At 48.3% G+C, this 22,121-nt stretch carries 23 protein-coding genes; 16 read left to right on the top strand and 7 right to left on the bottom strand.

Annotated elements, in window-relative coordinates; translation table 11 throughout:
* Positions 1–11 precede the first annotated feature (11 nt).
* From kdpA to Q9R25_RS08675, 5 genes are read left to right on the top strand one after another with little or no spacing between them, the layout of a single operon-like run.
* Complete coding sequence (gene kdpA / locus Q9R25_RS08695) at positions 12–1,649, top strand: potassium-transporting ATPase subunit KdpA (RefSeq protein ID WP_196431243.1); 1,638 nt, start codon at positions 12–14, stop codon at positions 1,647–1,649.
* Positions 1,650–1,668: 19 nt separating this feature from the next.
* Positions 1,669–3,690 (top strand): potassium-transporting ATPase subunit KdpB, encoded by a 2,022-nt coding sequence (kdpB, locus tag Q9R25_RS08690; protein ID WP_159562939.1) that lies wholly within the window; start codon positions 1,669–1,671, stop codon positions 3,688–3,690.
* A 10-nt stretch (positions 3,691–3,700) separates the two neighbouring features.
* On the top strand, positions 3,701–4,192 hold the full coding sequence (locus Q9R25_RS08685) for a potassium-transporting ATPase subunit C (RefSeq protein WP_311283046.1): 492 nt from the start codon (positions 3,701–3,703) through the stop codon (positions 4,190–4,192).
* Entirely contained in the window at positions 4,192–5,271 is a 1,080-nt protein-coding gene (locus Q9R25_RS08680; protein ID WP_311283045.1) for a universal stress protein, read from the top strand. The genes Q9R25_RS08685 and Q9R25_RS08680 overlap by 1 nt, the downstream gene beginning before the upstream one ends.
* 59 nt (positions 5,272–5,330) lie before the next feature.
* Positions 5,331–6,188 (top strand): SDR family oxidoreductase, encoded by an 858-nt coding sequence (locus tag Q9R25_RS08675; protein ID WP_311283044.1) that lies wholly within the window; start codon positions 5,331–5,333, stop codon positions 6,186–6,188.
* 38 nt (positions 6,189–6,226) lie between these two features.
* Here Q9R25_RS08675 and Q9R25_RS08670 read toward each other — a convergent pair whose 3' ends face one another.
* Together Q9R25_RS08670 and Q9R25_RS08665 are read right to left on the bottom strand one after the other, a co-directional pair.
* Positions 6,227–7,759 carry a methyl-accepting chemotaxis protein gene (locus tag Q9R25_RS08670; RefSeq protein WP_311283043.1) on the bottom strand — a complete coding sequence of 511 codons (1,533 nt, stop codon included), beginning with the start codon at positions 7,757–7,759 and terminating at the stop codon, positions 6,227–6,229.
* A 129-nt stretch (positions 7,760–7,888) separates the two neighbouring features.
* Positions 7,889–8,530 (bottom strand): TVP38/TMEM64 family protein, encoded by a 642-nt coding sequence (locus Q9R25_RS08665; protein ID WP_012727289.1) that lies wholly within the window; start codon positions 8,528–8,530, stop codon positions 7,889–7,891.
* Positions 8,531–8,733: 203 nt separating this feature from the next.
* On the opposite strand from Q9R25_RS08665, the gene Q9R25_RS08660 reads away from it, so the two are divergent.
* Entirely contained in the window at positions 8,734–10,443 is a 1,710-nt protein-coding gene (locus Q9R25_RS08660; RefSeq protein WP_196431238.1) for a methyl-accepting chemotaxis protein, read from the top strand.
* Between the two features lie 18 nt (positions 10,444–10,461).
* Here Q9R25_RS08660 and Q9R25_RS08655 read toward each other — a convergent pair whose 3' ends face one another.
* Both Q9R25_RS08655 and Q9R25_RS08650 read right to left on the bottom strand, forming a co-directional pair.
* A complete protein-coding gene (locus tag Q9R25_RS08655) occupies positions 10,462–10,911 on the bottom strand; it encodes a DUF1801 domain-containing protein (RefSeq protein ID WP_159562934.1) in 450 nt (149 codons plus the stop codon).
* A complete protein-coding gene (locus Q9R25_RS08650; protein WP_012727286.1) occupies positions 10,908–11,264 on the bottom strand; it encodes a DUF2200 domain-containing protein in 357 nt (118 codons plus the stop codon). Before Q9R25_RS08650 ends, Q9R25_RS08655 begins: the two co-directional genes overlap by 4 nt.
* Before the next feature lie 115 nt (positions 11,265–11,379).
* Between Q9R25_RS08650 and Q9R25_RS08645 the strand changes: the two genes are divergently transcribed.
* Positions 11,380–11,832, top strand: coding sequence for a MarR family winged helix-turn-helix transcriptional regulator (locus tag Q9R25_RS08645; protein ID WP_311283042.1), 453 nt, complete (start codon positions 11,380–11,382; stop codon positions 11,830–11,832).
* A 13-nt stretch (positions 11,833–11,845) separates the two neighbouring features.
* Positions 11,846–12,358, top strand: coding sequence for a GNAT family N-acetyltransferase (locus Q9R25_RS08640; RefSeq protein ID WP_074035808.1), 513 nt, complete (start codon positions 11,846–11,848; stop codon positions 12,356–12,358).
* Here the strand turns inward: Q9R25_RS08640 and Q9R25_RS08635 are convergent.
* On the bottom strand, positions 12,355–13,020 hold the full coding sequence (locus Q9R25_RS08635) for a haloacid dehalogenase type II (RefSeq protein WP_074035810.1): 666 nt from the start codon (positions 13,018–13,020) through the stop codon (positions 12,355–12,357). The two genes, Q9R25_RS08640 and Q9R25_RS08635, sit on opposite strands and share 4 nt — an antisense overlap.
* Before the next feature lie 71 nt (positions 13,021–13,091).
* Here Q9R25_RS08635 and Q9R25_RS08630 point away from each other — a divergent pair, with 71 nt between their 5' ends.
* The 6 genes from Q9R25_RS08630 to Q9R25_RS08605 all read left to right on the top strand — a co-directional run bounded on the left by Q9R25_RS08630 (position 13,092) and on the right by Q9R25_RS08605 (position 18,336).
* Positions 13,092–13,685, top strand: coding sequence for an FMN-binding negative transcriptional regulator (locus Q9R25_RS08630; RefSeq protein WP_214690455.1), 594 nt, complete (start codon positions 13,092–13,094; stop codon positions 13,683–13,685).
* 155 nt (positions 13,686–13,840) lie between these two features.
* A complete protein-coding gene (locus Q9R25_RS08625) occupies positions 13,841–14,872 on the top strand; it encodes an iron-siderophore ABC transporter substrate-binding protein (RefSeq protein WP_168169901.1) in 1,032 nt (343 codons plus the stop codon).
* Positions 14,873–14,892: 20 nt separating this feature from the next.
* Positions 14,893–15,894, top strand: coding sequence for a FecCD family ABC transporter permease (locus Q9R25_RS08620; RefSeq protein ID WP_370568609.1), 1,002 nt, complete (start codon positions 14,893–14,895; stop codon positions 15,892–15,894).
* The gene (locus Q9R25_RS08615; RefSeq protein ID WP_214690456.1) at positions 15,891–16,922 is read left to right on the top strand and encodes a FecCD family ABC transporter permease; all 1,032 of its coding nucleotides are present in this window, start codon (positions 15,891–15,893) and stop codon (positions 16,920–16,922) included. The genes Q9R25_RS08620 and Q9R25_RS08615 overlap by 4 nt, the downstream gene beginning before the upstream one ends.
* A complete protein-coding gene (locus tag Q9R25_RS08610; RefSeq protein ID WP_196431233.1) occupies positions 16,923–17,759 on the top strand; it encodes an ABC transporter ATP-binding protein in 837 nt (278 codons plus the stop codon).
* A gap of 178 nt (positions 17,760–17,937) precedes the next feature.
* The gene (locus Q9R25_RS08605) at positions 17,938–18,336 is read left to right on the top strand and encodes a cytidine deaminase (RefSeq protein WP_074035820.1); all 399 of its coding nucleotides are present in this window, start codon (positions 17,938–17,940) and stop codon (positions 18,334–18,336) included.
* Between the two features lie 33 nt (positions 18,337–18,369).
* Here Q9R25_RS08605 and Q9R25_RS08600 read toward each other — a convergent pair whose 3' ends face one another.
* Positions 18,370–19,314 carry a peptidoglycan DD-metalloendopeptidase family protein gene (locus Q9R25_RS08600; protein ID WP_214690457.1) on the bottom strand — a complete coding sequence of 315 codons (945 nt, stop codon included), beginning with the start codon at positions 19,312–19,314 and terminating at the stop codon, positions 18,370–18,372.
* A gap of 76 nt (positions 19,315–19,390) precedes the next feature.
* Positions 19,391–20,281 (bottom strand): helix-turn-helix transcriptional regulator, encoded by an 891-nt coding sequence (locus Q9R25_RS08595; protein WP_214690458.1) that lies wholly within the window; start codon positions 20,279–20,281, stop codon positions 19,391–19,393.
* A 75-nt stretch (positions 20,282–20,356) separates the two neighbouring features.
* Between Q9R25_RS08595 and Q9R25_RS08590 the strand changes: the two genes are divergently transcribed.
* Positions 20,357–20,875: a dihydrofolate reductase family protein gene (locus tag Q9R25_RS08590; RefSeq protein ID WP_159562924.1), complete on the top strand. Its 519-nt coding sequence runs from the start codon at positions 20,357–20,359 to the stop codon at positions 20,873–20,875.
* Between the two features lie 156 nt (positions 20,876–21,031).
* The gene (locus Q9R25_RS08585; protein ID WP_196431229.1) at positions 21,032–22,102 is read left to right on the top strand and encodes a GGDEF domain-containing protein; all 1,071 of its coding nucleotides are present in this window, start codon (positions 21,032–21,034) and stop codon (positions 22,100–22,102) included.
* The last annotated feature ends 19 nt before the right edge of the window (positions 22,103–22,121 follow it).

The raw sequence follows: 22,121 nt of genomic DNA, 5'->3' as shown, positions 1-22,121 counted from the left end.
AATGACGAACGATGTGGGTTACATTCATCATCACGTTGAGTTTGCTCATCACAATCACGATGACAGCCAGTGCCATGTTAGGTGGCTATATTGGACGGCGGTTTGTACCGATTCAAGAACGACCAAACTATGTAGGGAAAGCGCTCGAGACGAGGATCACACGTCGCCTTCGAATAAATGAGCGTGAAAAGCAAACATGGTTTGGCTATGCAAAAGATTTTTTGACACTCAATTTACTATTTTTATTGATTGGTTATGTGTTGCTTCGCTTTCAAGGAGTGTTGCCCTTCAATCCGAATGGGGCCGTCAACTTAGACTGGCATCTAGCATTCCATACGGTCATCAGTTTTATGACCAATACAGACCAACAGCACTATTCAGGTGAGGCGCTCTCTCACTTATCACAGATGTTCGTCTTATCGACACTCATGTTCGTGGCGCCAACGATGGCATTGACGATGGCGCTGGCTTTCATTCGAGCGATTCTTGGAAAGCAGATTGGTCAGTTCTATTTCGACTTTGTACGCGTCATCGTGTACGTGCTCTTACCAATCAGCTTATTTTTCGGTATGTGGTTGATTGCGTTTGGTGTCCCACAAACCCTTAGTCCGAATGCTGTCGTCACAACGCTCGAAGGGGCGAGCCAAACGATTCAACGAGGACCGATCGCATCATTTGAGGTCATCAAACAGCTCGGGAATAACGGTGGGGGCTACTATGCGGTAAATGGTGCGCATCCATTTGAAAACCCAAGCAAGTGGACGAATTACATCCATCTTTTCTTGATGCTCTTATTACCGATGTCATTGCCGTTCATCTACGGGTCGATGGCGAAGAAACGAAAACAAGGATTCCTTTACTTTGGTGTCATGCTTTTCTTGTTCGTCATTGGAACAGTGGCCATGTACGCCACTTTGTACTCGAACCCCTCTTTACATGGACAAGAGATGCGCTTCGGGGCAATTGGTACAGCGCTTTACGGCGCGGTGACGACAGCTGCTGAGACTGGCGCAGTCAATGCGATGCACGACTCGCTTCCATCTCTTAGCGGCATCATCTTGATGGGAAACATGATGTTGAACGTTGTCTTTGGTGGGGTCGGTGCCGGTTTCATGAACTTGATGATGTATGTGATCATCACCATTTTTGTTGCGGCCCTCTTGATTGGACAGACGCCGACCGTGCTTGGCAAGAAAATCGAAGGACGCGAGATGAAACTTGTCGCGTTAACGCTTCTTGTCTCGCCACTTCTTATTTTAGGATTTACGGCTTTGGCGCTCGTCGTACAGCCAGGACAAGAGGCCATCACGAACGCTGGACCTCATGGGATTTCACAAATCTTGTATGAGTATACATCCGCTGTCGCCAACAACGGATCCGGATTCGAAGGTTTATTGGATGCGACTCCGTTTTGGAATATCACGGCAGGCTTTGCGATGTTCTTCGGTCGATATATTCCGCTTTTATTAATGGTGGCGATGGCAGGTAGTCTTCAAATGAAACCACGTGTCACGGACGATGGGGCACTTCGGACCGACACGCCGCTATTTACATCACTTCTGTTCGGTGTGATTGTCATTGTCGGTGCCTTGACCTTTTTACCAGTGTTGTTGCTTGGACCATTCGCCGAATGGCTCATGATACGTTGAACATAGGAGAGAATAGAAGATGAATGAACTAGAAAAACAGACACGCCGCTTTGACACGAGCTTGATTGTTCCTGCCATGTGGGACGGAGTCAAAAAACTAGATCCACGGACGATGGTGAAACAACCGGTCATGTTCCTCGTATGGGGCGGATTCTTATTATCGCTCGTTTATACGATGCTGTCGGACGAGATGCGAGGATTTCACTTGGCAGTGACGCTCATTTTGCTCGTCACGTTATGGTTCGCCAATTTTGCCGAAGCGATTGCAGAAGGACGAGGGAAGGCGCAGGCAGCTACCCTTCGAGCATCTAAAAATGATGTGATGGCACGTCGAATTGTGAAAGATGGGATTGAGGAAGTCGCTTCGTCGCTCCTTCGAAAAGGAGATATCGTCGAAGTGCGCGCCGGAGACTACCTGCCGGGAGACGGCGAAATTATCGCCGGGCTTGCTTCGATTGATGAATCTGCGATTACAGGGGAATCGGCGCCAGTGATTAAAGAGTCTGGCGGAGACTTCTCTTCCGTCATCGGGGGAACGCTTGTCGTCAGTGACCGGATTGAGGTCGAGATTACAAGCAACCCAGGTGAATCGTTCCTTGACCAGATGATTACCCTTGTCGAGGGCTCGAAACGTCAAAAAACACCGAATGAGATTGCCTTGTCCCTGCTTCTTGTTTCGCTCAGTATGATTTTCTTACTCGTCGTTTTGACACTCCCTGCGTTTACGAACTATCTCGGCTTCCAATTGTCACCACCCATTTTAATTGCACTTCTCGTTTGTCTCATTCCGACAACGATTGGTGGACTCTTATCCGCCATCGGGATTGCCGGGATGGACCGGGTCACGCGATTCAATGTCATTGCGATGAGCGGGAAAGCCGTTGAGGCGGCTGGAGACATTCGAACCATCATTTTAGATAAGACGGGGACCATCACGTTCGGAAACCGGATGGCATTTGAAGTTCTTCCAGTAGAAGGAATCACAGCTTCGCAAGCGCTTGGAGTCGCCGTCTTGACGTCTTTGGAAGACGAGACACCAGAGGGGCGCTCTGTATTGACGCTTGCAAAAGAACGCTGGGGAGAATTAGATGAGTCACCGAAACAAGATGCGGTGATCATTCCATTCAAAGCAGAAACACGTATGTCGGGACTCGACTTGGCAGACGGTCGACGTGTCCGAAAAGGTGCGGCGTCCGCCGTCATTAACTGGGTGAGTGCTCAAGGTGGGATGATTCCGAGCGACTTACAGGATCAAGTCGATGCGATTTCGAAAGAAGGCGGCACTCCGCTCGTCATCTCAGAAGATGCACGGATTGTCGGCGTGATTCACTTGAAAGATACGGTGAAACCGGGTATGCGTGAACGCTTCGATCGCTTGCGTCAGATGGGAATCAAGACCATCATGTGCACGGGAGATAATCCGTTGACGGCCGCGACGATTGCACGCGAAGCTGGTGTCGATGAATTCGTAGCGGAATGTAAACCAGAAGATAAGATTCGTGTCATCAAAGCAGAACAAAAAGCAGGTCATCTTGTCGCAATGACGGGGGACGGTACGAATGATGCCCCGGCGCTCGCACAGGCAGACGTCGGTCTCGCCATGAACTCGGGGACACAGGCCGCGAAAGAAGCGGCGAATATGATTGATTTAGATTCGGATCCGACCAAAATCATTGAAGTGGTCGAAATCGGTAAGCAGTTACTGATGACACGCGGGGCTTTGACGACGTTCTCGATTGCGAACGATGTGGCCAAATACTTCGCCATCTTGCCGGCTATGTTCGTTGCATTTATCCCAGAGATGGATTGGTTGAACGTGATGCGTCTCGGCTCACCTGAGTCAGCCATCTTGGCCGCACTTTTGTTCAATGCCTTGATCATCCCACTTCTCATTCCAGTTGCGATGAAAGGGGTTCGTTACGACCCGGTCGGTCCCGAGAAGTTGTTACGTCGAAATTTACTCGTTTATGGTGTCGGTGGTGTGATTGTCCCGTTTTTGGGAATCAAAGCGCTCGACATCGTCTTAAACTTATTCATGTGAGGTGGACCGAATGTCTTCTATAAAACAAGCAGGTATCGTCGTCAGTTTGACGATGATCTTATGCGGTGTGGCTTATCCACTCGCTTTAACAGTAGCAGGTCAGGCACTATTTCCGAGTCAAGCTGAAGGTAGTTTGATCGAACGCGATGGTGAACAGATTGGATCAAAGTGGATCGCACAACCTTTCGTTTCGGAAAGTTACTTCCACGGCCGACCAACAGCAGTCGATCAACTCACTGGTCAATCGGGCGGCGATAACATGGCAGAAAGTAATCCGGACCGTCCGAAACACGATCCCGAACTTGCGGGAGCGATTGAGACATCCGGATCTGGACTTGATCCGCATATCTCGATAGAACATGCGATGTTACAAGTCGATCGTATCAGCGACGCACGTTCGATGGCGACGGCTGAAGTCGAAGGCGTCATTCAAGACACGGCTGACGGTGAATCGTACGTCAATGTCTTGATGATGAATCTTGCACTAGATGAGTTGAACTGATGCGAGGCAAACTTCGACTTTATATCGGAGCCGCACCGGGTGTAGGCAAAACGTATAAAATGTTGGCAGATGCACGGGCTCGTCAGCAAGAAGGGGTCTCGGTCATGATTGGATTGATTGAGACACATGGACGAAACGAAACAGAGGCGATGATTGGCGATTTGCCAATCGTCCCTCTTCTTTCGCTATTTTATAAAGGACACGAACTGAAAGAGTTAGACGTCGAGACCATCTTATCGTTTCATCCTGATATCGTCCTCGTTGATGAGTTGGCTCATACGAATGCCCCAGGCTCAGTACGGGCAAAGCGATACCAGGACGTGCAGGTGTTGTTAGAGAACGGAATCAATGTATATGCGGCCGTTAATATTCAGCATTTTGAGAGTCTACTGTTGACCGTGAAAGGCATCACAGGCGTAGAGGTAAGAGAACGGATTCCAGATCTGTTCCTCAATCAGGCTGATGAAATTCTGCTCGTCGATGTGACACCGCAGACGTTACAAGAGCGGATGAGACAAGGGAAGATTTATCGACCGGACAAAATTGAACAAAGTCTGTCGTCATTTTTTACGCTGACCAATCTATCGAGTCTGCGTGAGATTGCGCTTCGACAAGTAGCGGATGAAGTCGATGATCAAGTCTATCGAACCCGAAAAAATGTGGTGTCTGATCCGACGCTCCTCCAAGAGCGGATCATGGTCTGTATTCAGCTCAATGACAATGCGAGACATTTGATCTATCGAGGATTTCGCATGGCGAGTCGACTCAAAGCGAAACTTTATATCTTGTCTGTCCTCCATGGTGAGGAGAGAAAATTGATACCTGAGCAGACTGCCATTCTAAAAGAAGTTCGAGAGCAAGGTGCATCATTCCAGGCAGAAGTGATTGTCTTGAATGTACCGAGGAAAGAACTAACGAAGAGTTTAACGACTACGGCACGAGAAAAACGCATTACCCAATTGATTCTTGGACAATCAGCAAGGACACGCTGGCAAGAAGTCATGCGCGGGTCGATTGTGAATGTCATCATGCGGGAATTGAAGCAGGTGGACATCCATATCGTCTCGGATCAAACGTGACAGGTGTGACGGGTCGTATGAACGGGAAGAGTGAATCATGCGAACAAAGGAGGGGTTTTATGAAATATTTAGTCACAGGAGCAACGGGGAAACTCGGCTCGAAAATTGTAGAGGAACTACTCAAGTCGATTGATGCGAGTGAGCTCGCTGTAAGTGTACGGAATCCGGAGAAGGCGGCGTCTCTTAAAGAGCGTGGCGTTGATGTGCGACACGGTGATTTTGATCAGCCAGACACACTCGATGAAGCGTTCAAAGGTGTTGAGCGTCTCTTGATCATCTCGGCAGATGGCGATAACGATACGCGGATTCGTCAACATACGAACGCGGTCGAGGCGGCGAAACGGGCAGGTGTCTCATTCATTGCCTACACGAGTCTCGCCGATGCGACAGACAGTGAAAACTTGATGGCACCCCCACATGTCGTCACAGAGGAAGCGATTGTCGAGTCCGGTATTCCGTATGCATTCTTACGGAACAACTGGTACTTAGAGAACGAGTTATCAAGCATTCAAGCGGTGATTGACGGGGCACCATGGATCACGGCGGCTCGAGATGGGAAAGTCGGATGGGCACTGCAACAAGATTACGCGGAAGCCGCATCGAATGTTCTGTTAAAAGAACAACAGGACAATGCGGTCTACGAGCTATCAGGACCACTTCATACCCAGCAAGATCTTGTAGACGCGCTCAGTGAAGTGTTAGGTCGTGAAGTGATGATGCAGGAGTTGAGTCTCGATGCATACGAAGAGACGATGCGCGGGGCTGGATTGCCAGAGGAAGTCGTTGCGATTCTTGCGGGGATTCAGCGAAGCATTCGTCAAGGAACGCTCGAAATTCATGAGAGTGACTTCGAACCGGTTCTCGGACGCCCGGTCACACCTCTTCAAGAAGGAATTCGTCAATTGCTCGACCGATAAGTAAAATGCCCTCGACCACTTGGTCGAGGGCATTTGTGTTAGGCGCGAGTGGCGTGATCCTCGAGTTGAGTCGTCACGTCTTCAAGCGAATTCGCGGTTAGAGCGAGTCGGTCCGACATCGAGCTGAGTTCTTTTTGAATGGCGACTTGCTCTTCCGTTGCTGCGGCAACATGGTGAATCTGTTGTTGAAGTTCATTCGCCGCATATTTCGTCGATTCAAGTCGTGTTTCGAGTGCTTCCATCTGTGTCGTGACCCGCTGGCGTGTCTCTTGAATCGAAGCAATTTGTTCGTCGATTTCTGATACATCTTCTGTAAGACGGCCAAAGACGGCCGTCACATCGTTCGTGACAGTTTGACAGTTTTCGGTCGCTTGTTTGAAAAGATGCGCTGATTTGGATACGACGGTCGTATCTTCCATCAATCCACCGAGGACTCGGGTCATCTCGGATGCATATTCACGCGATTGGACAGCGAGTTTCCCGACTTCGGAGGCGACAACGGCGAATCCTCGTCCAGCCTCACCGGCACGAGCCGCTTCAATAGATGCATTCAAGGCGAGCATGTTCGTCTGTTCACTGATCGAACCGACTTGTTGCAAGATTCCTTGGATTTCGGTTGAACGATTCGACATCGTCGCGACAATCCGGTCGAGTTGTTCCGACTCGGTGATGATTTCTTGTACTTTTGCTTCCATCAGTCGCATGTCTTTGTTCCCGGCAAGGGCATCTTTGGCGATACGCGAGGACGCTGCGGCCGTCTGGGCCATTCGTTCTTGAATGAGCGCCGTCAAAGACCGGATTGAGTGAATTTCATCTGCCCCTTGCACCATGGATTCCTGTTGGGATGAAGCATGTGCGACAATCGGGTCGACCGTGACAGCGATTTGCTCACCAGATTCAAGAGACTGGTTAGCAGCGGATTCAAGCTCTTCGGCGTGACTGTTCAAGGATTGAACGAGCACGCTGACATCATGAATCGCTTGTTGTAACAACTGTCGTGTTTCTTGCTCCTGTGCCTCGGCATGTTGCGTCTCTTTGTTACGGAAGTGGATTTGGGCGACAAGCACAACACTCAGAAGAATCAAGTATACGGCATGGACGAGTAGTAAACTGAACGGATAGTCGCTCGTTCCACAAATCATCTCAGGGATTAAAAAGTATCCGACTAGATGTTGCACAGCAAAGATTCCGGCACTATACAAAATCAAGTCGATGCGACGCATGAACGACAAAATCGCCAAGACGACAAAAATGGAGAAGTGATATTCAACAAGTCCTTGTCCTCCAGCAACGGTCGAGATGCTTGCGAAGGTGAGTGTCAGCATCATCCAATAAGGAAATGCTACGGATTCTCGCTTAGCGGTGACGATCATCATTCCAAAGAAGAGGATTGGAAGGGCGAACAAGACCCATGTTACTCCGGAGTACACGTAACCGTCCGCACCGTTTCGCAGAATCGTATACGCATAGGCAAAGTCCGTGAAACGATGTAGCAAATGGACAACAACCGACGTCATCACAATCAATAACGTCGTCAACAACATCAACTGATTTCTTTTAATCAAACTCATCATTCTTTCCTCACATTCTCGTGTTCATTTGTTGTAGCTCTATACATATCGGATGAATAGTATAGAAGTTTATACGGATTACATGTTCAAGGCACAAAAAAAGAGCATAAAGCTCTCTCTCATAAAATTTCAATTCAATCCAAGCCATTTTTTAACCGGTTCTCGGAAGATGTACGTCACGACAATCAAGCCGACGAAGACGAGCGCGGCAATGAAAATCGTGGTGACACTGCCTGAGGCGAGGCTCGCCCCGAGGAAGCTGTAGGCGAACGTACCTGGGATCATGCCGAGCACGGTCGCCGGTACGAAGGCGCGGAAACGAACACGTGAGATTCCACCGGCATAACTAAGTAAGTCAAAACTGACGAGCGGGATGAGCCGGAGGACAAATACATATAAAAAGCCACGACGCTCCATTTGTGTGAACAGTTTCTCTGACCATGGATAGCGGTCGACGTTGATGACCGAGCGCCCGAAAAAACGCCCCATCACATAACCGGTCGTCGCAGCGGCAGTTGCACCAATAATGATATAGAGGACACCTGGCCATACGCCGAACGCGAGTCCGGCTCCGAGTGAGAGGACGGATGTCGGTAAAAATGCGACCGGACCGATGGCATAAAGAAAAATAAAGAAGAGTGGACCCCAAAATCCAAACGACAAGACGATGTCCCGGATGTCAGACGGACGCAACTCATAGTGAAAATGGGTGATATAGAACAAAGATCCAAACACGAGAAGAAAGAGTGTGAGTTTGAGTGGTCGTGGCAAGTTGTCCGCTCCTTTCGTAACCGAATGTATCTGATGTTAGTATACTGCATCTCCATGCAACATAAATGCGAGCCGGCTTACAAAAGGTGTAACGAGCTGGAGCAAAGAGGCAGCTATCCGAATCGAAACTTAGGTCAATGCTTTCTAAACATTGCTTCATTTTTCACAAATTCGACACGATAAATAGAATGGGAGGGAAAATGATGAAAAATTTAAGCATGTCTAAGAAGTTTACCGTATTGATTTCATTATTCGTTGTGACACTCGTCATGATTTCAATGTTAAGCCATGTGTTGATTGGAAGAATGGCTGATGCCGGAGAAAAGATATACGAAGAGAGATTGATTCCGATTCGTGCCATTGGACAGTTGAGAACCGATAATCGTGCAATCGACAGTCACTTGTTAGAACTAATGTTGACGACCGAAAGTGCTCGAAATGAAGAGTTACAAAAAAATATTGAAGAGCGTCGGGAGAGTATGGTTACCGATCTCGAAGTATTTAATGATTCGATTTCGACAGAAGATCCTGAATTAATGAGTCGAATCGAAAAGTTGAATGAGGAGACGAACGCATATTTGGAAAGCATAGACGTCGTATTGCAACCTGCATTACGAAATGAAAATGAATCTGCTTACCGACAATATGGAACAGAATTACGACCAATTCGACTTGCGCTTGTTGAGACAGCGAAAGAAGTTATGGATCAATTGAATGTGGATGCGGAAACGGCCAGTGATACGATGCGGTCTGATCGAGAGCGTGCTGTGTTTATCTTTTGGGGTCTTGTCATTTTGGGAGCTGCGCTTTCAATTGGATTAGGCGTCTACATCACGCGCCTTGTGGTTGGTCCGGTGAAAGAATTGAACGTATTGATGAGTCGTGCCGGTGAAGGGGATTTGACAGTCAATAGCACATACACATCACGCGATGAAATCGGGGCGCTCGCACAGTCATTCAATCAGATGAAAGAAAGTTTACGAGAGTTGATTGGTGGAGTGACTTCGACTGCTGGGCGTGTGGCGACTTCATCGGACGATTTGAAAAATAACGTAGAAGAAACGACAAAAGCGACAGAGATGGTAGCTGTGACGATGGAAGAGATCGCTTCGGGTTCACTCCATCAGTTGAAACGGGTCAAGTCTTCAAATGGTACCCTTTCAGAATTGACGAATGGCATTCACCAAGTCTCTGATCGTGCTCAACAGATGACTGTATTATCGGAAGGGGCATTGGACAAAGTACAATCAGGGAATGAGCTAATCGAAACGCTTGAACATCAGCTTGAAGCGATGAATGAAAAAGTGAAGACGTTGCAACAAGTCATTGAGCAGCTTAATACTCGTTCTCAAGAGATTGGTACAATCAGTGGGACCATTTCAGGAATTGCAGAGCAAACGAACTTACTTGCATTAAATGCAGCAATCGAGGCAGCGCGCGCAGGAGATCAGGGACGTGGGTTTGCAGTCGTTGCTGCAGAAGTACGAAAACTTGCGGAAGAATCAGCCGATGCGACCAAACAAATTTCCTCTCTAATTCATCATACACAGACAGAAACAAAGCATGCCGTAGAGACGATGCATGTCGTAGAAGGTGATATGGGACAGAGTGTGACGAACGTGCGGCAGACAGGTGTTGCGTTTGATGAAATTAAAGTGGCCATTGAAGAAGTCGGGCAACAAATAGAAGAAGTGTCCAGTGCTGTACAAGAAATGGCGGCGGGAGCGACAGAAGTGTTGAACTCTGTGAATGAGATTCAAGGAATTACTGAATCGACTGCCACAGAAACAGAGAACACATCAGCAGCTACTGAAGAACAGATGGCATCAATGGAAGAAATTACGGCAGCCGCTCAAGAATTATCGAATATGGCGGATGAGATGCGAGAGATGACGAATCGATTTACTGTGTAAATGAAAAGAGTCCGAAAATTAGTCGGACTCTTTTTTATTATTTCGTTGTCCTTCGTAGTGCTGAATCCATTCCTCGACAGTCATCTTCTCGACGAGTTCTCCGACCAAGTCAAACGGGATTCGCTTCACGTTATTGAAACGGATACAGCTTTTCCCCATATCAAGTTTCGTCGGGACACGACTCGCATACTCCCGTTCGAACCAAGCGAGTAATTCAGGGTCGGCGTAAATGCCCATGTGATACAGTCCGACATGGCGCTTTTGCGCGATTACACTGATAAACGGTAGTGGCGTCCCCGGTGTGACATGATACCCGGACGGATATCGATCGAGTGGAACGACGTAATGGACACCATGTCCGTCCGTCGTTTTTTCAAATCCGCCAGGTAAATGATCATCGATGACCTCGAGCAGATGAATAAATGAATCGAGCCGTGCCTCGTCGACGAGTGCCGTCACATCCATCATGATTCGCCTCCTCGTAAGATCTTCTCCATTTTCTTTCCTTTTGCCAATTCATCGATGAGTTTGTCCAAATAACGGATCTCACGCATGAGCGGTTCTTCAACGTTCTCGACACGAACCCCACAGACGACGCCTTTGATGAGGGCGCGGTCTTCGTTGAGACGAGGTGCTGAAGCGAAAAATGTATCAAAATCGACTTGATTGGCTATCTGACGTTCGAGTCCGGTCTCATCGTAACCGGTCAACCATTCGATGATGGTGTCGACTTCTTCCTTCGTCCGTCCTTTGCGTTCGGCTTTGGCGACGTAGAGTGGATAAACGCTCGCGAAACTCGTGGTATAGATTCGGTGACCCATATTTCATTCATCTCCTTCTTAGCGAAAATTCTTACTTCCATTCTCTCACAAATTACGATACGCTTATATAAAGTATTTTGTTGCGTTTGCAACAAAAAGATAGAGGTGTCTCATGATGCATGACCATTTACGAGAGGTCGGGATGATTGCGCGTGCCCTCGATTCAATCAGCAACATTGAATTCAAGGCACTCGGTTTAGAAAAAGGGAAGTACTTGTACATCGTTAGGATTTTTGAACACCCAGGTATCATTCAAGAACGGCTAGCAGAGTTGATTAAGGTAGACAGGACGACCGCCGCACGTGCCATCAAGAAACTGGAGCAAGAAGGATGGATTGAGAGGCGACCAGATCTTGATAATCAGAAAATCAGACGTTTATACGTGACGGAGAAAGGACAGGTATTGTACCCGCTCATCATTCGCGAACACGAATATTCTACATCGGTCGCATTATCAGGATTCGACGAGAAAGAAAGTGAGGAGTTGTTACGCCTTTTGAAAAAAGTACGACGTAATGTTGAAACAGATTGGACCGAAGTGAAGAAAGGCAAGCATCGAGAATACTGAGAGGAGCGAGAACATGATTGAAATCTCAAAAGTGACAGACGTAGAAGCCTTACGTCACATTAGCATCCAGACATTTACGGAGACGTTCGCACGTCACAACACAGAAGAACATTTGAACGCTTACTTAGAAAAAGCGTATGCGCCTGAGCAGTTGCAGCATGAGTTGGCACATCCCGATTCTTATTTTTATTTTGCACATGTAAAAGGTGAGTTGGCAGGCTATTTGAAAGTGAACGTACGCGATGCTCAATCTGAACCGATGGGCGAAGATGCGATTGAAATCGAACGAATCTACGTATTAGAAGCGTTTCAAGGTCAAGGGGTGGGGAAAGCGTTATTTACTCAAGCAACCGAATTGACGAAGGAACTACACAAACGAAAGATGTGGCTCGGCGTATGGGAACACAATGAAAGAGCGATTCAATTTTATCGACGAAACGGGTTCGGACAAACGGGTGTCCACACATTCTTTATGGGAGAGGATGCACAAAACGACCTCATTTTCATGAGGCCGTTCACGGACTAAAGCCATTCTGACAAGTTGTTCAAGTTCGGATAGATGGCATCTGGTTCTATATCAAATGCTTCAAATGGTAAGTCATTCCGATTGATCCAGACCGCATGGAAGCCAAAGTTTTTCGCCCCGGCGATGTCCCATCCGTTCGACGATAAGAAGAGCACCTCGTCACGACGAAGACCAGACGTTTTGAACCAATTCATGTAGGCGGCAGGCGTCGGTTTAGGTTGTTTGATGCCGTCGACGCTGACAACCTCATCAAAATAATCGGTGAGACCGGCGTTGTGAAGCAATGCCTTAAGCATCTCGTCCGTCCCGTTTGAGAGAATGACGGTCTTCACGTCATGCATCTCTTTTAGGACCGATTCGATCTCCTTATACGGGGTGAGGTGCGCATACGATGCAGTCAGACGTTGTTCGATTTCCTTTGTGAATGGTGCGTCATGCACGGCTAATGCGTAACGGAGTGCGTCCCGGGTCACTGTATCGAAATCTTCATAGCGTCCCATCATGTGCCGCCAAAAGAAATACTCAAGTTGTTTCGTCCGCCACACTTGGCTGATGGCTGCTCCCTTTTCAGGGAACTCTTGTTCACAGGCATCCTTCACCGAATGGACGTCGAATAAGGTGCCGTATACGTCAAAGACGATGGCTTTAATCGTTGGTTTCATAAATAACATCCCTCCTTCTGTGTCGTTATACCCGTCTTGTTCAGAATATAATAGGAGAAAGGGGGTTCGACATGTATATTCCAAAACAATATTCCGTCACAGAACGAGCAGAGATTTATACATTTCTTCATGCCAATCCGTTCGGCACGATTGTGACGCATGACGGGGATAAGCCGATTGCGACGCACGTCCCGTTACGATTCGATGAGGCGAACGGTCAACTGACGACCCATGTCGCAAAAGCGAATCCGCAGTGGCGAACAATTGAAGATCAAACCGTTCTTGTCATCTTTCAAGGACCAAGTGCTTACGTGTCAGCGTCATGGTATGGCCATGAGGACGTCTCGACATGGAACTATCAAGCCATACACGTGTATGGACGTGCGACGATTCTCAATGAAAACGAGTTGGTTGAGGAACTAGCCGGATTACTTCACGAGCATGAAGGCGAACGTGAGCATGCGGTGCGTTGGGATGCATTATCCGAACCGGTGAAGCGACAAATGAACGGCGTCGTCGGGTTTCGGATCGACATCACCGATATGCAGGCGACGTTCAAGTTAAGCCAAAACCGAAACGACGTGGACCATGAACGGATCGTATCGGAGCTTGAAAAACAAGATGAACCGATCGCGGACGTCATGCGACAACATCGAAAGTCCTGATAAACCTGTCCTAAAACGACAGGTTTTTTCATTTTTCTATATCGAATAGCAGTTGACACGAAGGAATAGCAAGTCTATACTCATAACTGATAATGATTATCAGTATCGAGAAAATAGAGAAGTTGAAAAAGGAGAAGAAACACGTGAACAAGACAATGAAGAAGTGGTTACATATGTTTATTTTTGCTTCAGCGTTTGCACTCATCTTAGCCGGCTGTGGTTCGGAAGAAGCTGAGAACGCTTCCACGAACGAAGGGACGGAAGAGTCAGCAGAAGGATATCCAATCACAATCGAGCATGCGTTCGGTGAGACTGTCATCGAAGAAAAACCAGAGCGTGTCGCAACGATTTCGTGGGGAAACCATGACGTCGCACTTGCACTCGATGTCGTACCGGTCGGATTCTCAGCTGCGAACTACGGTGTCCAAGATGATAGCGGGATGCTCCCATGGACAGCAGAGAAGTTGACAGCGCTTGGCGAAGAGAACCCGAACATCTATCAAGACACGGACGGATTAGACTTTGAAGCAATCGCAGATTCAAATCCAGATGTCATCTTGGCCGCCTACTCAGGCATCACGCAAGAAGACTATGACACGCTTAGCCAAATCGCACCGGTCGTGGCATATCAAGAAACACCTTGGGTCACGTCATGGCAAGACATGGTTCGTTATGACTCACTCGCAATGGGACTTGGTGAAGAAGGCGAACAGTTAATCAAAGACACGGAGCAGTTGATTACTGACAAAGCGACAGCCGTTCCTGAGATTGCTGGAAAGAAAGCCGCTTTCGTCTCGATGAGCGCAGAAGATCTTTCAAAATTCTATATCTATACAACAGGTGATCCTCGTGGTGCCTTCATCGAAGAACTCGGCATGGAGTACCCACAAAACATTGTCGACGAAGCTGAAAAAGCAAATAGCTTCTATCTCGAGCTCAGCAAAGAGAACGCCGACATTTTGAACGACGTCGACATCTTCGTCACATACGGAAATGAAGACACGTTGAAGGCGCTTCAAGCAGACCCGCTCTACAGTAAAGTACCAGCCATCGAACGCGGATCGGTCGTATTGATTGAAGACAATACGCCACTCGCAGCGGCTGGGACACCGACGCCACTCTCGATTGAATATACGATTGATGAGTACGTTTCACGCGTATCGGATGCCCTTGCGAAAGTAAAATGATGCAAAATCAGGTGAAACAGATGCATACCCCGAAGTACTTCCCGCTCCTGTTAGTTGGGACGCTCGTACTGACGGTGCTATGCATCGTGGCATCCCTTGCCTTCGGCTCTCGAACAGTCGGGTGGAATGAACTGCTGGACGGTTTATTCCGTCCGGCTGTTCAGTCGTATGAGGCAGACATTGTCCGGGAGCGGGTCGTCCGGACAATTTTCAGTTTTATGTGTGGCGCAGCACTCGGTGTGGCGGGTGCACTCATGCAGTCGGTGACGCGTAACCCAATCGCTGACCCGAGTATTCTTGGGGTCAACACGGGAGCAGCGCTCGCCGTCGTCATCGGTATCGCATTCTTCAACATCGCGACGGCGAGTGCGTTCATCTGGTTTGCGCTCGTCGGGGCGCTATTGACGGCCATTTTCGTTTTCGGCATCGGTTCACTCGGAAGGGGAGGGGCGACCCCGCTCAAACTCGTCTTGGCGGGAGCGGCGACAAGTGCAGCATTATCGTCGCTCGTCATGGCTCTTATGATTCCACGCTCAAACGTCATGGACCAGTTCCGCTTTTGGCAAGTAGGGAGTGTCGGTGCGGGAAATCTGGATTCGATTTATACATTTTTACCGTTTCTTCTAATCGGTCTCGTGATTGCGGTAGTGACCGCACCTTCCTTGAACGCACTTGCGCTCGGGGAGGAGATGGCGAAGAGTCTTGGTGTTCGGACGGGGACATTGAAGTTGACCGCCTCGTTCGCAGGCGTGATTCTGTGTGGGGCTGCGACTGCACTCGCTGGACCGATTGGGTTTATCGGACTTCTCGCCCCACATTTGATTCGACTCGTGCTCGGTCCTGACCAACGCTACCTCATGCCGATGTCTGCCTTAGCAGGTGCCATCATCTTGACCTTCTCGGATGTCATGGGACGTTTGCTTGGAAGTCCGGGTGAACTTGAGGTCGGGATTGTGACGGCGTTCATCGGGGCACCGATCTTGATTCTATTGACAATGAAAGTGAAAGTAAGAGGACTATGATGCAACCAGCGATTGAACAAATCAGACAAGGTCGCATGAAGCGACGCCGTCGCTATGTCGGGATGACGCTTCTTTTGACCATCATAGCGGTAGCATTGAGCGGGTTGATGCTCATGTTGGGCAATACGATTTATCCGGTTCAGGATGTCATCCGCGTCTTGCTCGGGGAAGACGTAAAAGGGGCGACGTTCGCCGTTGAAGTATTGCGTCTACCACGTATGCTCGCTGGTGTCTTTGCCGGTGCAGCATTTGGTGCCGCGGGAACGATTTTCCAAACGATGCTTCGAAATCCGCTTGCCAATCCAAATGTCATTGGGATCACAACGGGGTCCAGTGCGGCGGCTGTCTTCTGTATCGTCGTCCTACAATCGAGTGAAGCGATAATCTCGATCGCTTCGATTATCGGTGGGCTCGTCACCGTGCTGGTCATCTATTTTCTATCCAAAGGGGCGGCTTTCTCCATCGGTCGTTTGGTGTTAGTTGGAATTGGGATTCAAGCGATGCTAACAGCCGTCATCAATTATCTATTGCTCATCAGCCGACAAAACGATGTCGCGATGGCGATGCGGTGGTTGACAGGAAGTTTAAATGGGGCGAAACTTGAGGAGTTGCCACCTTTAATCATCACGGTACTCATCTGTTTACCGATTGTACTGTTACTCACCCGTCAGCTTGAAATGCTCGAGCTCGGAGAAATGGCGGCGACAGGGCTTGGCATCAACACGAACCAGACCAGACTTCTACTCATTGTGGCGGCAGTATTCATGCTCGCCCTTGCAACAGCGACAACGGGACCGATTGCGTTTATTGCCTTCTTAGCAGGGCCGATTGCCAAACGGCTCGTCGGAACGAGCCACGCGGGAATCTTGCCGGCAGCGCTTGTCGGAATCATTTTAGTACTAGCGGCCGACCTTGTCGGACAATTCGCCTTCACGGCACGCTATCCGGTCGGTGTCATCACCGGCATCATCGGCGCGCCTTATCTCTTATACTTGTTGATCCGGATGAACCAGAAAGGGGACTTCTAAATGGCATCCATTATGAAAGTGGAACATCTCACCTCAGGATACGAGGACAAGATGATTTTAAACGATATCAGCCTTGAAATTCCGAGCAATCAAATTAGCATCATCATCGGTGCGAACGGTTGCGGGAAGTCGACACTTCTGAAGACGATGGCACGCCTCATCAAACCGACTGCCGGTCAAGTGACGCTTTACGATAAGCCGATTTCGAAAATGGCACCGAAAAAGCTAGCGCGTGTCCTCGGGATGTTGCCACAGTCCCCGGTCGTACCGGAAGGGATCACGGTCGCCGATCTTGTCGGTCGTGGTCGTTACCCGCATCAATCGTTCTTAAAGGGCTGGACGAAAGCCGATTACGAAGCTGTCGCCGAGGCGATGGAGATGATGAACATCACGGAGTTCGCGGATCGTCCCATTGACGAGTTGTCAGGCGGGCAGCGCCAACGCGTCTGGATTGCGATGGCACTGGCTCAACAGACGGACGTGCTCTTTTTAGACGAGCCGACGACGTATCTTGATATCACGTATCAGGTCGAGATTCTCGATTTGTTGACGGACTTGAATCGAAAGTACGGGACGACAATTGTCATGGTGTTGCACGATATCAACTTATCGGCACGTTATGCGGACTACATTTTCGCGCTCGACAAAGGGAAGTTGATCGCCGAAGGGAAGCCATCGAACGTCATCACGTGTGATTTGATCCATCGTGTCTTCAACCTCCGCTGTTCGGTCATGTGTGACCCGGTATCCGGTTCACCTTCCGTTATTCCGATTGGGCGTCATCACGTGCAGACTGAAACGGAAGAGGCGGCTGTCGCGCAGCTTGAATTGGTGTGACCACGTATAGAGAGTCAAGAAGGGGCGAGCGCTCCTTCTTTTTTTGTTTATCCATGAAAGCGTTTGTAAAAAGTCATTGACTTCTCTTTGAGGCGGGTGTATGCTATAAATCCTGCCCAAAATGAGAGGCACGGGGACTGGCATCAGTTCATTCGATATTCGAGAGGAATGACTTAAGATGAACCAACAACAATTAGTCGAGCGCGCACGCCAATTGAAAGACAATGCGTATTCACCATATTCGAAGTTCCGCGTCGGTGCGGCACTTCTCATGAAAGACGGTACGGTCATCGACGGCGTCAACGTCGAGAACGTCTCGTTCGGAGCAACGAACTGTGCGGAGCGTACGGCCATCTTCACAGCGGTCGCTCAAGGATACAAAAAAGGTGACTTCGAAGCGGTTGCCGTGTCTGGGGACACGGAAGACTTCTTGCCACCATGTAGCATCTGCCGCCAAGTCATGGTCGAGTTCGGCGATCCTGACTTCAAAGTACTCCTCACGAACGGCAACGCCGATGTGAAAGAAGTGACGCTTGGAGAACTTGTCCCGCTCGCGTTCACTGATTTGGATATGTGATGTTGAACCCCCTCAGATTCCTGAGGGGTTTTCTTATCCAAAAAAGCGAAAAAATAATCGCGGAATGGCTTGAACAACATAAAGGAGCAGTTCTGAAAAATCGAGGGCTGCAATCCCATACGACCATCCTTCTTCCTCGCGGGAAGTGACTACTTTTCCACGCATAGGTCGCAATCGACCTTTCCATTGAATCGGGAGGGCGGTCGCGCTGTCCACATCCGGGTGATTCATGACACGCATATGCAAGCGTGGCTCAGGCGTAATTCCGGAGCGCCCACAGCGCCCAATCAACTGTTTGGTTTTGACCGTATCTCCCACATTCACGGCAATGGAACCATTCTCAAGATGGGCGAGAAGGCAATATTCATCGTTCGCATGTTGAATGATGACGTGATTACCGAATGGATGATCAGCATCTAGTTCGTCTGACAACCCATCCACGACTTGATGAATCGTCCCGTGTAATGGAGCAATCACTCGTTCCCCAAACGCATACGAGCCGTCCATCCCGATTTTTCTACGATTGTAAGGTTGTTGCTCTTGTGTTTTCAAAAAGTCATAACCATCACGCTTTTTTCGGGTTGGATCATGATGATAAGTTCCGAGGGTTGTCCCTTCGGAGACGACGAACCACTCTTCTTTGAATGGGAGATGGTATTTGTTTTTCGTGAAAGGATTAGTCTCCTTTGAAGAGGATGTGACAGTCATCTGAATGGATGCGATCTCATTCGCGTGATTGAATTGGACGTACAATAACTTTTCTTTTCGAGAATCCGACCATAATACATACCGATTCCCGTTCAACACCATTTCATTGAGCAGGCGATAGCGCCGAATGCCGTGATGGAAAGCGGACGCCTGCCGATGAAAGGCATCCATGGAATACTGAGATTTGAATGAGTCGCTCGTCTGATGATAAATGTCATCGAACTGACCCGATTTGAATAGTTGGATGAACTGTTTGTACGCGTGACGCATATCTATACCGCCTTTGTTGAGTGTTGGTTATTATACGGACGAAAATTTATAAATGTTTCGTGATCATCACCAAAAATTACATATATCGCTGCATCAAGCGTTCCGCATGCTCCTTCATCATCTCCCGCAATGCGCTTGGCGCTTTGACCTCCACTTCCGCTCCGGCTTTCAATAGCTGCCTCGATAAAAATGACAGCTCTTCTTTCGGAACTTCCCACTCATTCAATTCATCGATATCGGGTAATACATCTTCAAGCAAACGGCGACCGAGTGGGGTGAGGTCGAGTCGAACGGTCACACCGTTTCGTTCATCACTTGTCTGCAATACGCTCATCAAATCCTCGGACTCAAACGGTTCCTCAAGCACGTGGACCGCCTCGATGCGATCAATCCGATATTGCCGAAGCCCCAGTTCGGAGAGCCCGAAAACGTACCACTTCAAATCAAGGAGTGCCATACCGACTGGTGCAACGGTGAACGTGCGTTGCCCGTTCATCGTCCGATAGGTCATCTTCATCTTGTTTCGACGTTCGACCGCCTGATAGATTTCTTTCGTGAACGGCGCTTTGGGAATTTGTTTGTTCCCGAGCCACAGGATGTTTCGCTCCAATCGGCTAATCTTCTCTGCGAGGTCGTGCGGCAACTCGTTCACATACCAGTCGGACAATGTACTTCGTATATCCCCAAATGGCACGTCAGGGATGTGTTCCATCCATTTGAGCGTGAGATAGAGCGCAACGGCTTCTTGTTCCCGGAGATGGAGCGGGGGCAATAAACGATTCGGCAACATCTCATATCCTCCGCCGATTCCAGGTACGCTCCAAATCGGATAACCGAGCTCTTCGAGCGATAGCATGTCCCGTTGAATCGTCCGGATGGAGGCGCCTGTCTCCTGAGCCAGTTCTTCAGCCGTGAAGCGTCGTCCATGATTGAGTAGCCGAATCAATTGTAAATGTCTTTTTCTCATTCGAATCATTCCCGTCATCTTTTGTCGTGTTTATTGATTAAACTGAATGTATCACGAATCAAGGAGGAAAACAGGATGCCGAATGTAGTGTTATATATTGCGATGAGTTTAGACGGAAAGATTGCTCGGTCAAACGACCAACTCGATTGGTTATTCGCTGTCGAGGGGGATGGGGACAACGGCTATGCTGAATTTTTCAAGACCGTTGGCGCTGTCATCATGGGACGGAAGACGTATGAGGAAGTGTTGAAGTTAGAAGAGGGAATGTATCCATACAAAGACATCCCGAACTACATTTTGACACGTCAGGCTAACCGTGAGGCCGAGCATGTCACATTCACGGACGAACCAATCAAAGAACTCATCAATCGGTTAAAGCAAGAAGTTGATCAAGATATTTGGCTCATCGGTGGTGGGGAAGTCATCAAAGCCGCGATGGAGCATGACTTGATTGATCGTTATGAGATTGCGATTGCGCCGGTCGTGTTAGGAGAGGGAATCCCTCTTTTCCCAGAAGGTACGAAAGAGACGAAACTTCGACTGACGAGTCACCACGCCTCCGGTCAATTTGTGATGGTGACATATGAACGATAAGTGAGCATCGAGTCCACATGTGGACTCGATTTTCTTATAATAAGGAAAAATATTCATTTTGTAGAATTTTTTACACCTTAGCATGTTAGTTGATGATGGAAATTGGATATATGTAGAGAGTGGAAGTGACATGACAAATGTGAAGGGGACCAACTAATGTTCATGAGTCTAATCGCCAATTCGTGTATTTCTTTTACTGGCATCTATTTCATCTCGAAGATCATGAACTATCATACGAGACATGTGCACATCCAAAAATTCATCATCGGTGTGCTCTCGGGATGTTTCGGGATTTTTCTAATCACGCAAAGTATTGAATTTGAGAATGCGGTAAAAATTGATTTTCGTTTTCTCGTCCTCCTTTTACTCGGGTTTTATCGTTTGGTCTCTCCGTTGTTTATCGCAGCTACAATCATGTCGATTCACCGATTCAGCTACGGTATCGACTTTTACTCGATTGTGGCATGTGTCGCCCTCTTTACGATGGTGATCGGGACGATCCTGACATATCGAATCGTCTGGCTACAGAAGCGGCTTTTCCAATTCGGTCTTACGTTGAACGTGTGGACATGTTTAGTTGCAGCAATGGGGATTCTTGTCGGAGGCGGTTTTACGGAACGTGCTCTCGATGTCGCGTTGTTGGTTACAATGATCAGTTTCCCAATCGGATTGTTGATCACCATGCTGAATATTGATCTATATCTCATCCATCACCGTGTGAGAGAGTATAAAGTTTCAGCGGAAACCGACCATTTGACGGGTCTGGCAAACCGTCGAGCATGGGAGATGCAGATGAAAAAGTTCAAAGGACAATATACGACATGTAATGTATTGATTTTAGATATTGACCACTTCAAACAAATCAACGATCAATATGGTCATGCGAACGGCGACGAGGTATTGAAACAATTTGCAGAACTCTTGCACCGAGAAACAAGGAATCAAGACATTAAAGCACGGATCGGTGGAGAAGAATTTGGTATTTTGATTCCAATGCTTTCTCAGAGCGAGGTGGTCAACGTAGCGGAGCGGATTAGACACAGCATATCGAAACATGAGTTCAAGCTACTCGATCAACAAAAAATTCAGTTATCCGTTTCGATTGGGATTGCGAACGGAAAGAGCGAGAATCTACGTGAGATGATTCGTCTGGCAGATGATTGTTTATATCAGGCGAAAAATAGTGGTAGAAATCGTACACATGTGACGGAAACTATAGTTGGATAAACAAAGCGTGTCGGTCATC

The organism is Exiguobacterium sp. BG5(2022) (genome assembly GCF_031844365.1).
GTDB lineage: Bacteria > Bacillota > Bacilli > Exiguobacteriales > Exiguobacteriaceae > Exiguobacterium > Exiguobacterium profundum.
Note: the sequence above shows the minus strand (reverse complement) of the source record. Positions and strands in the feature narration are given on the sequence as shown.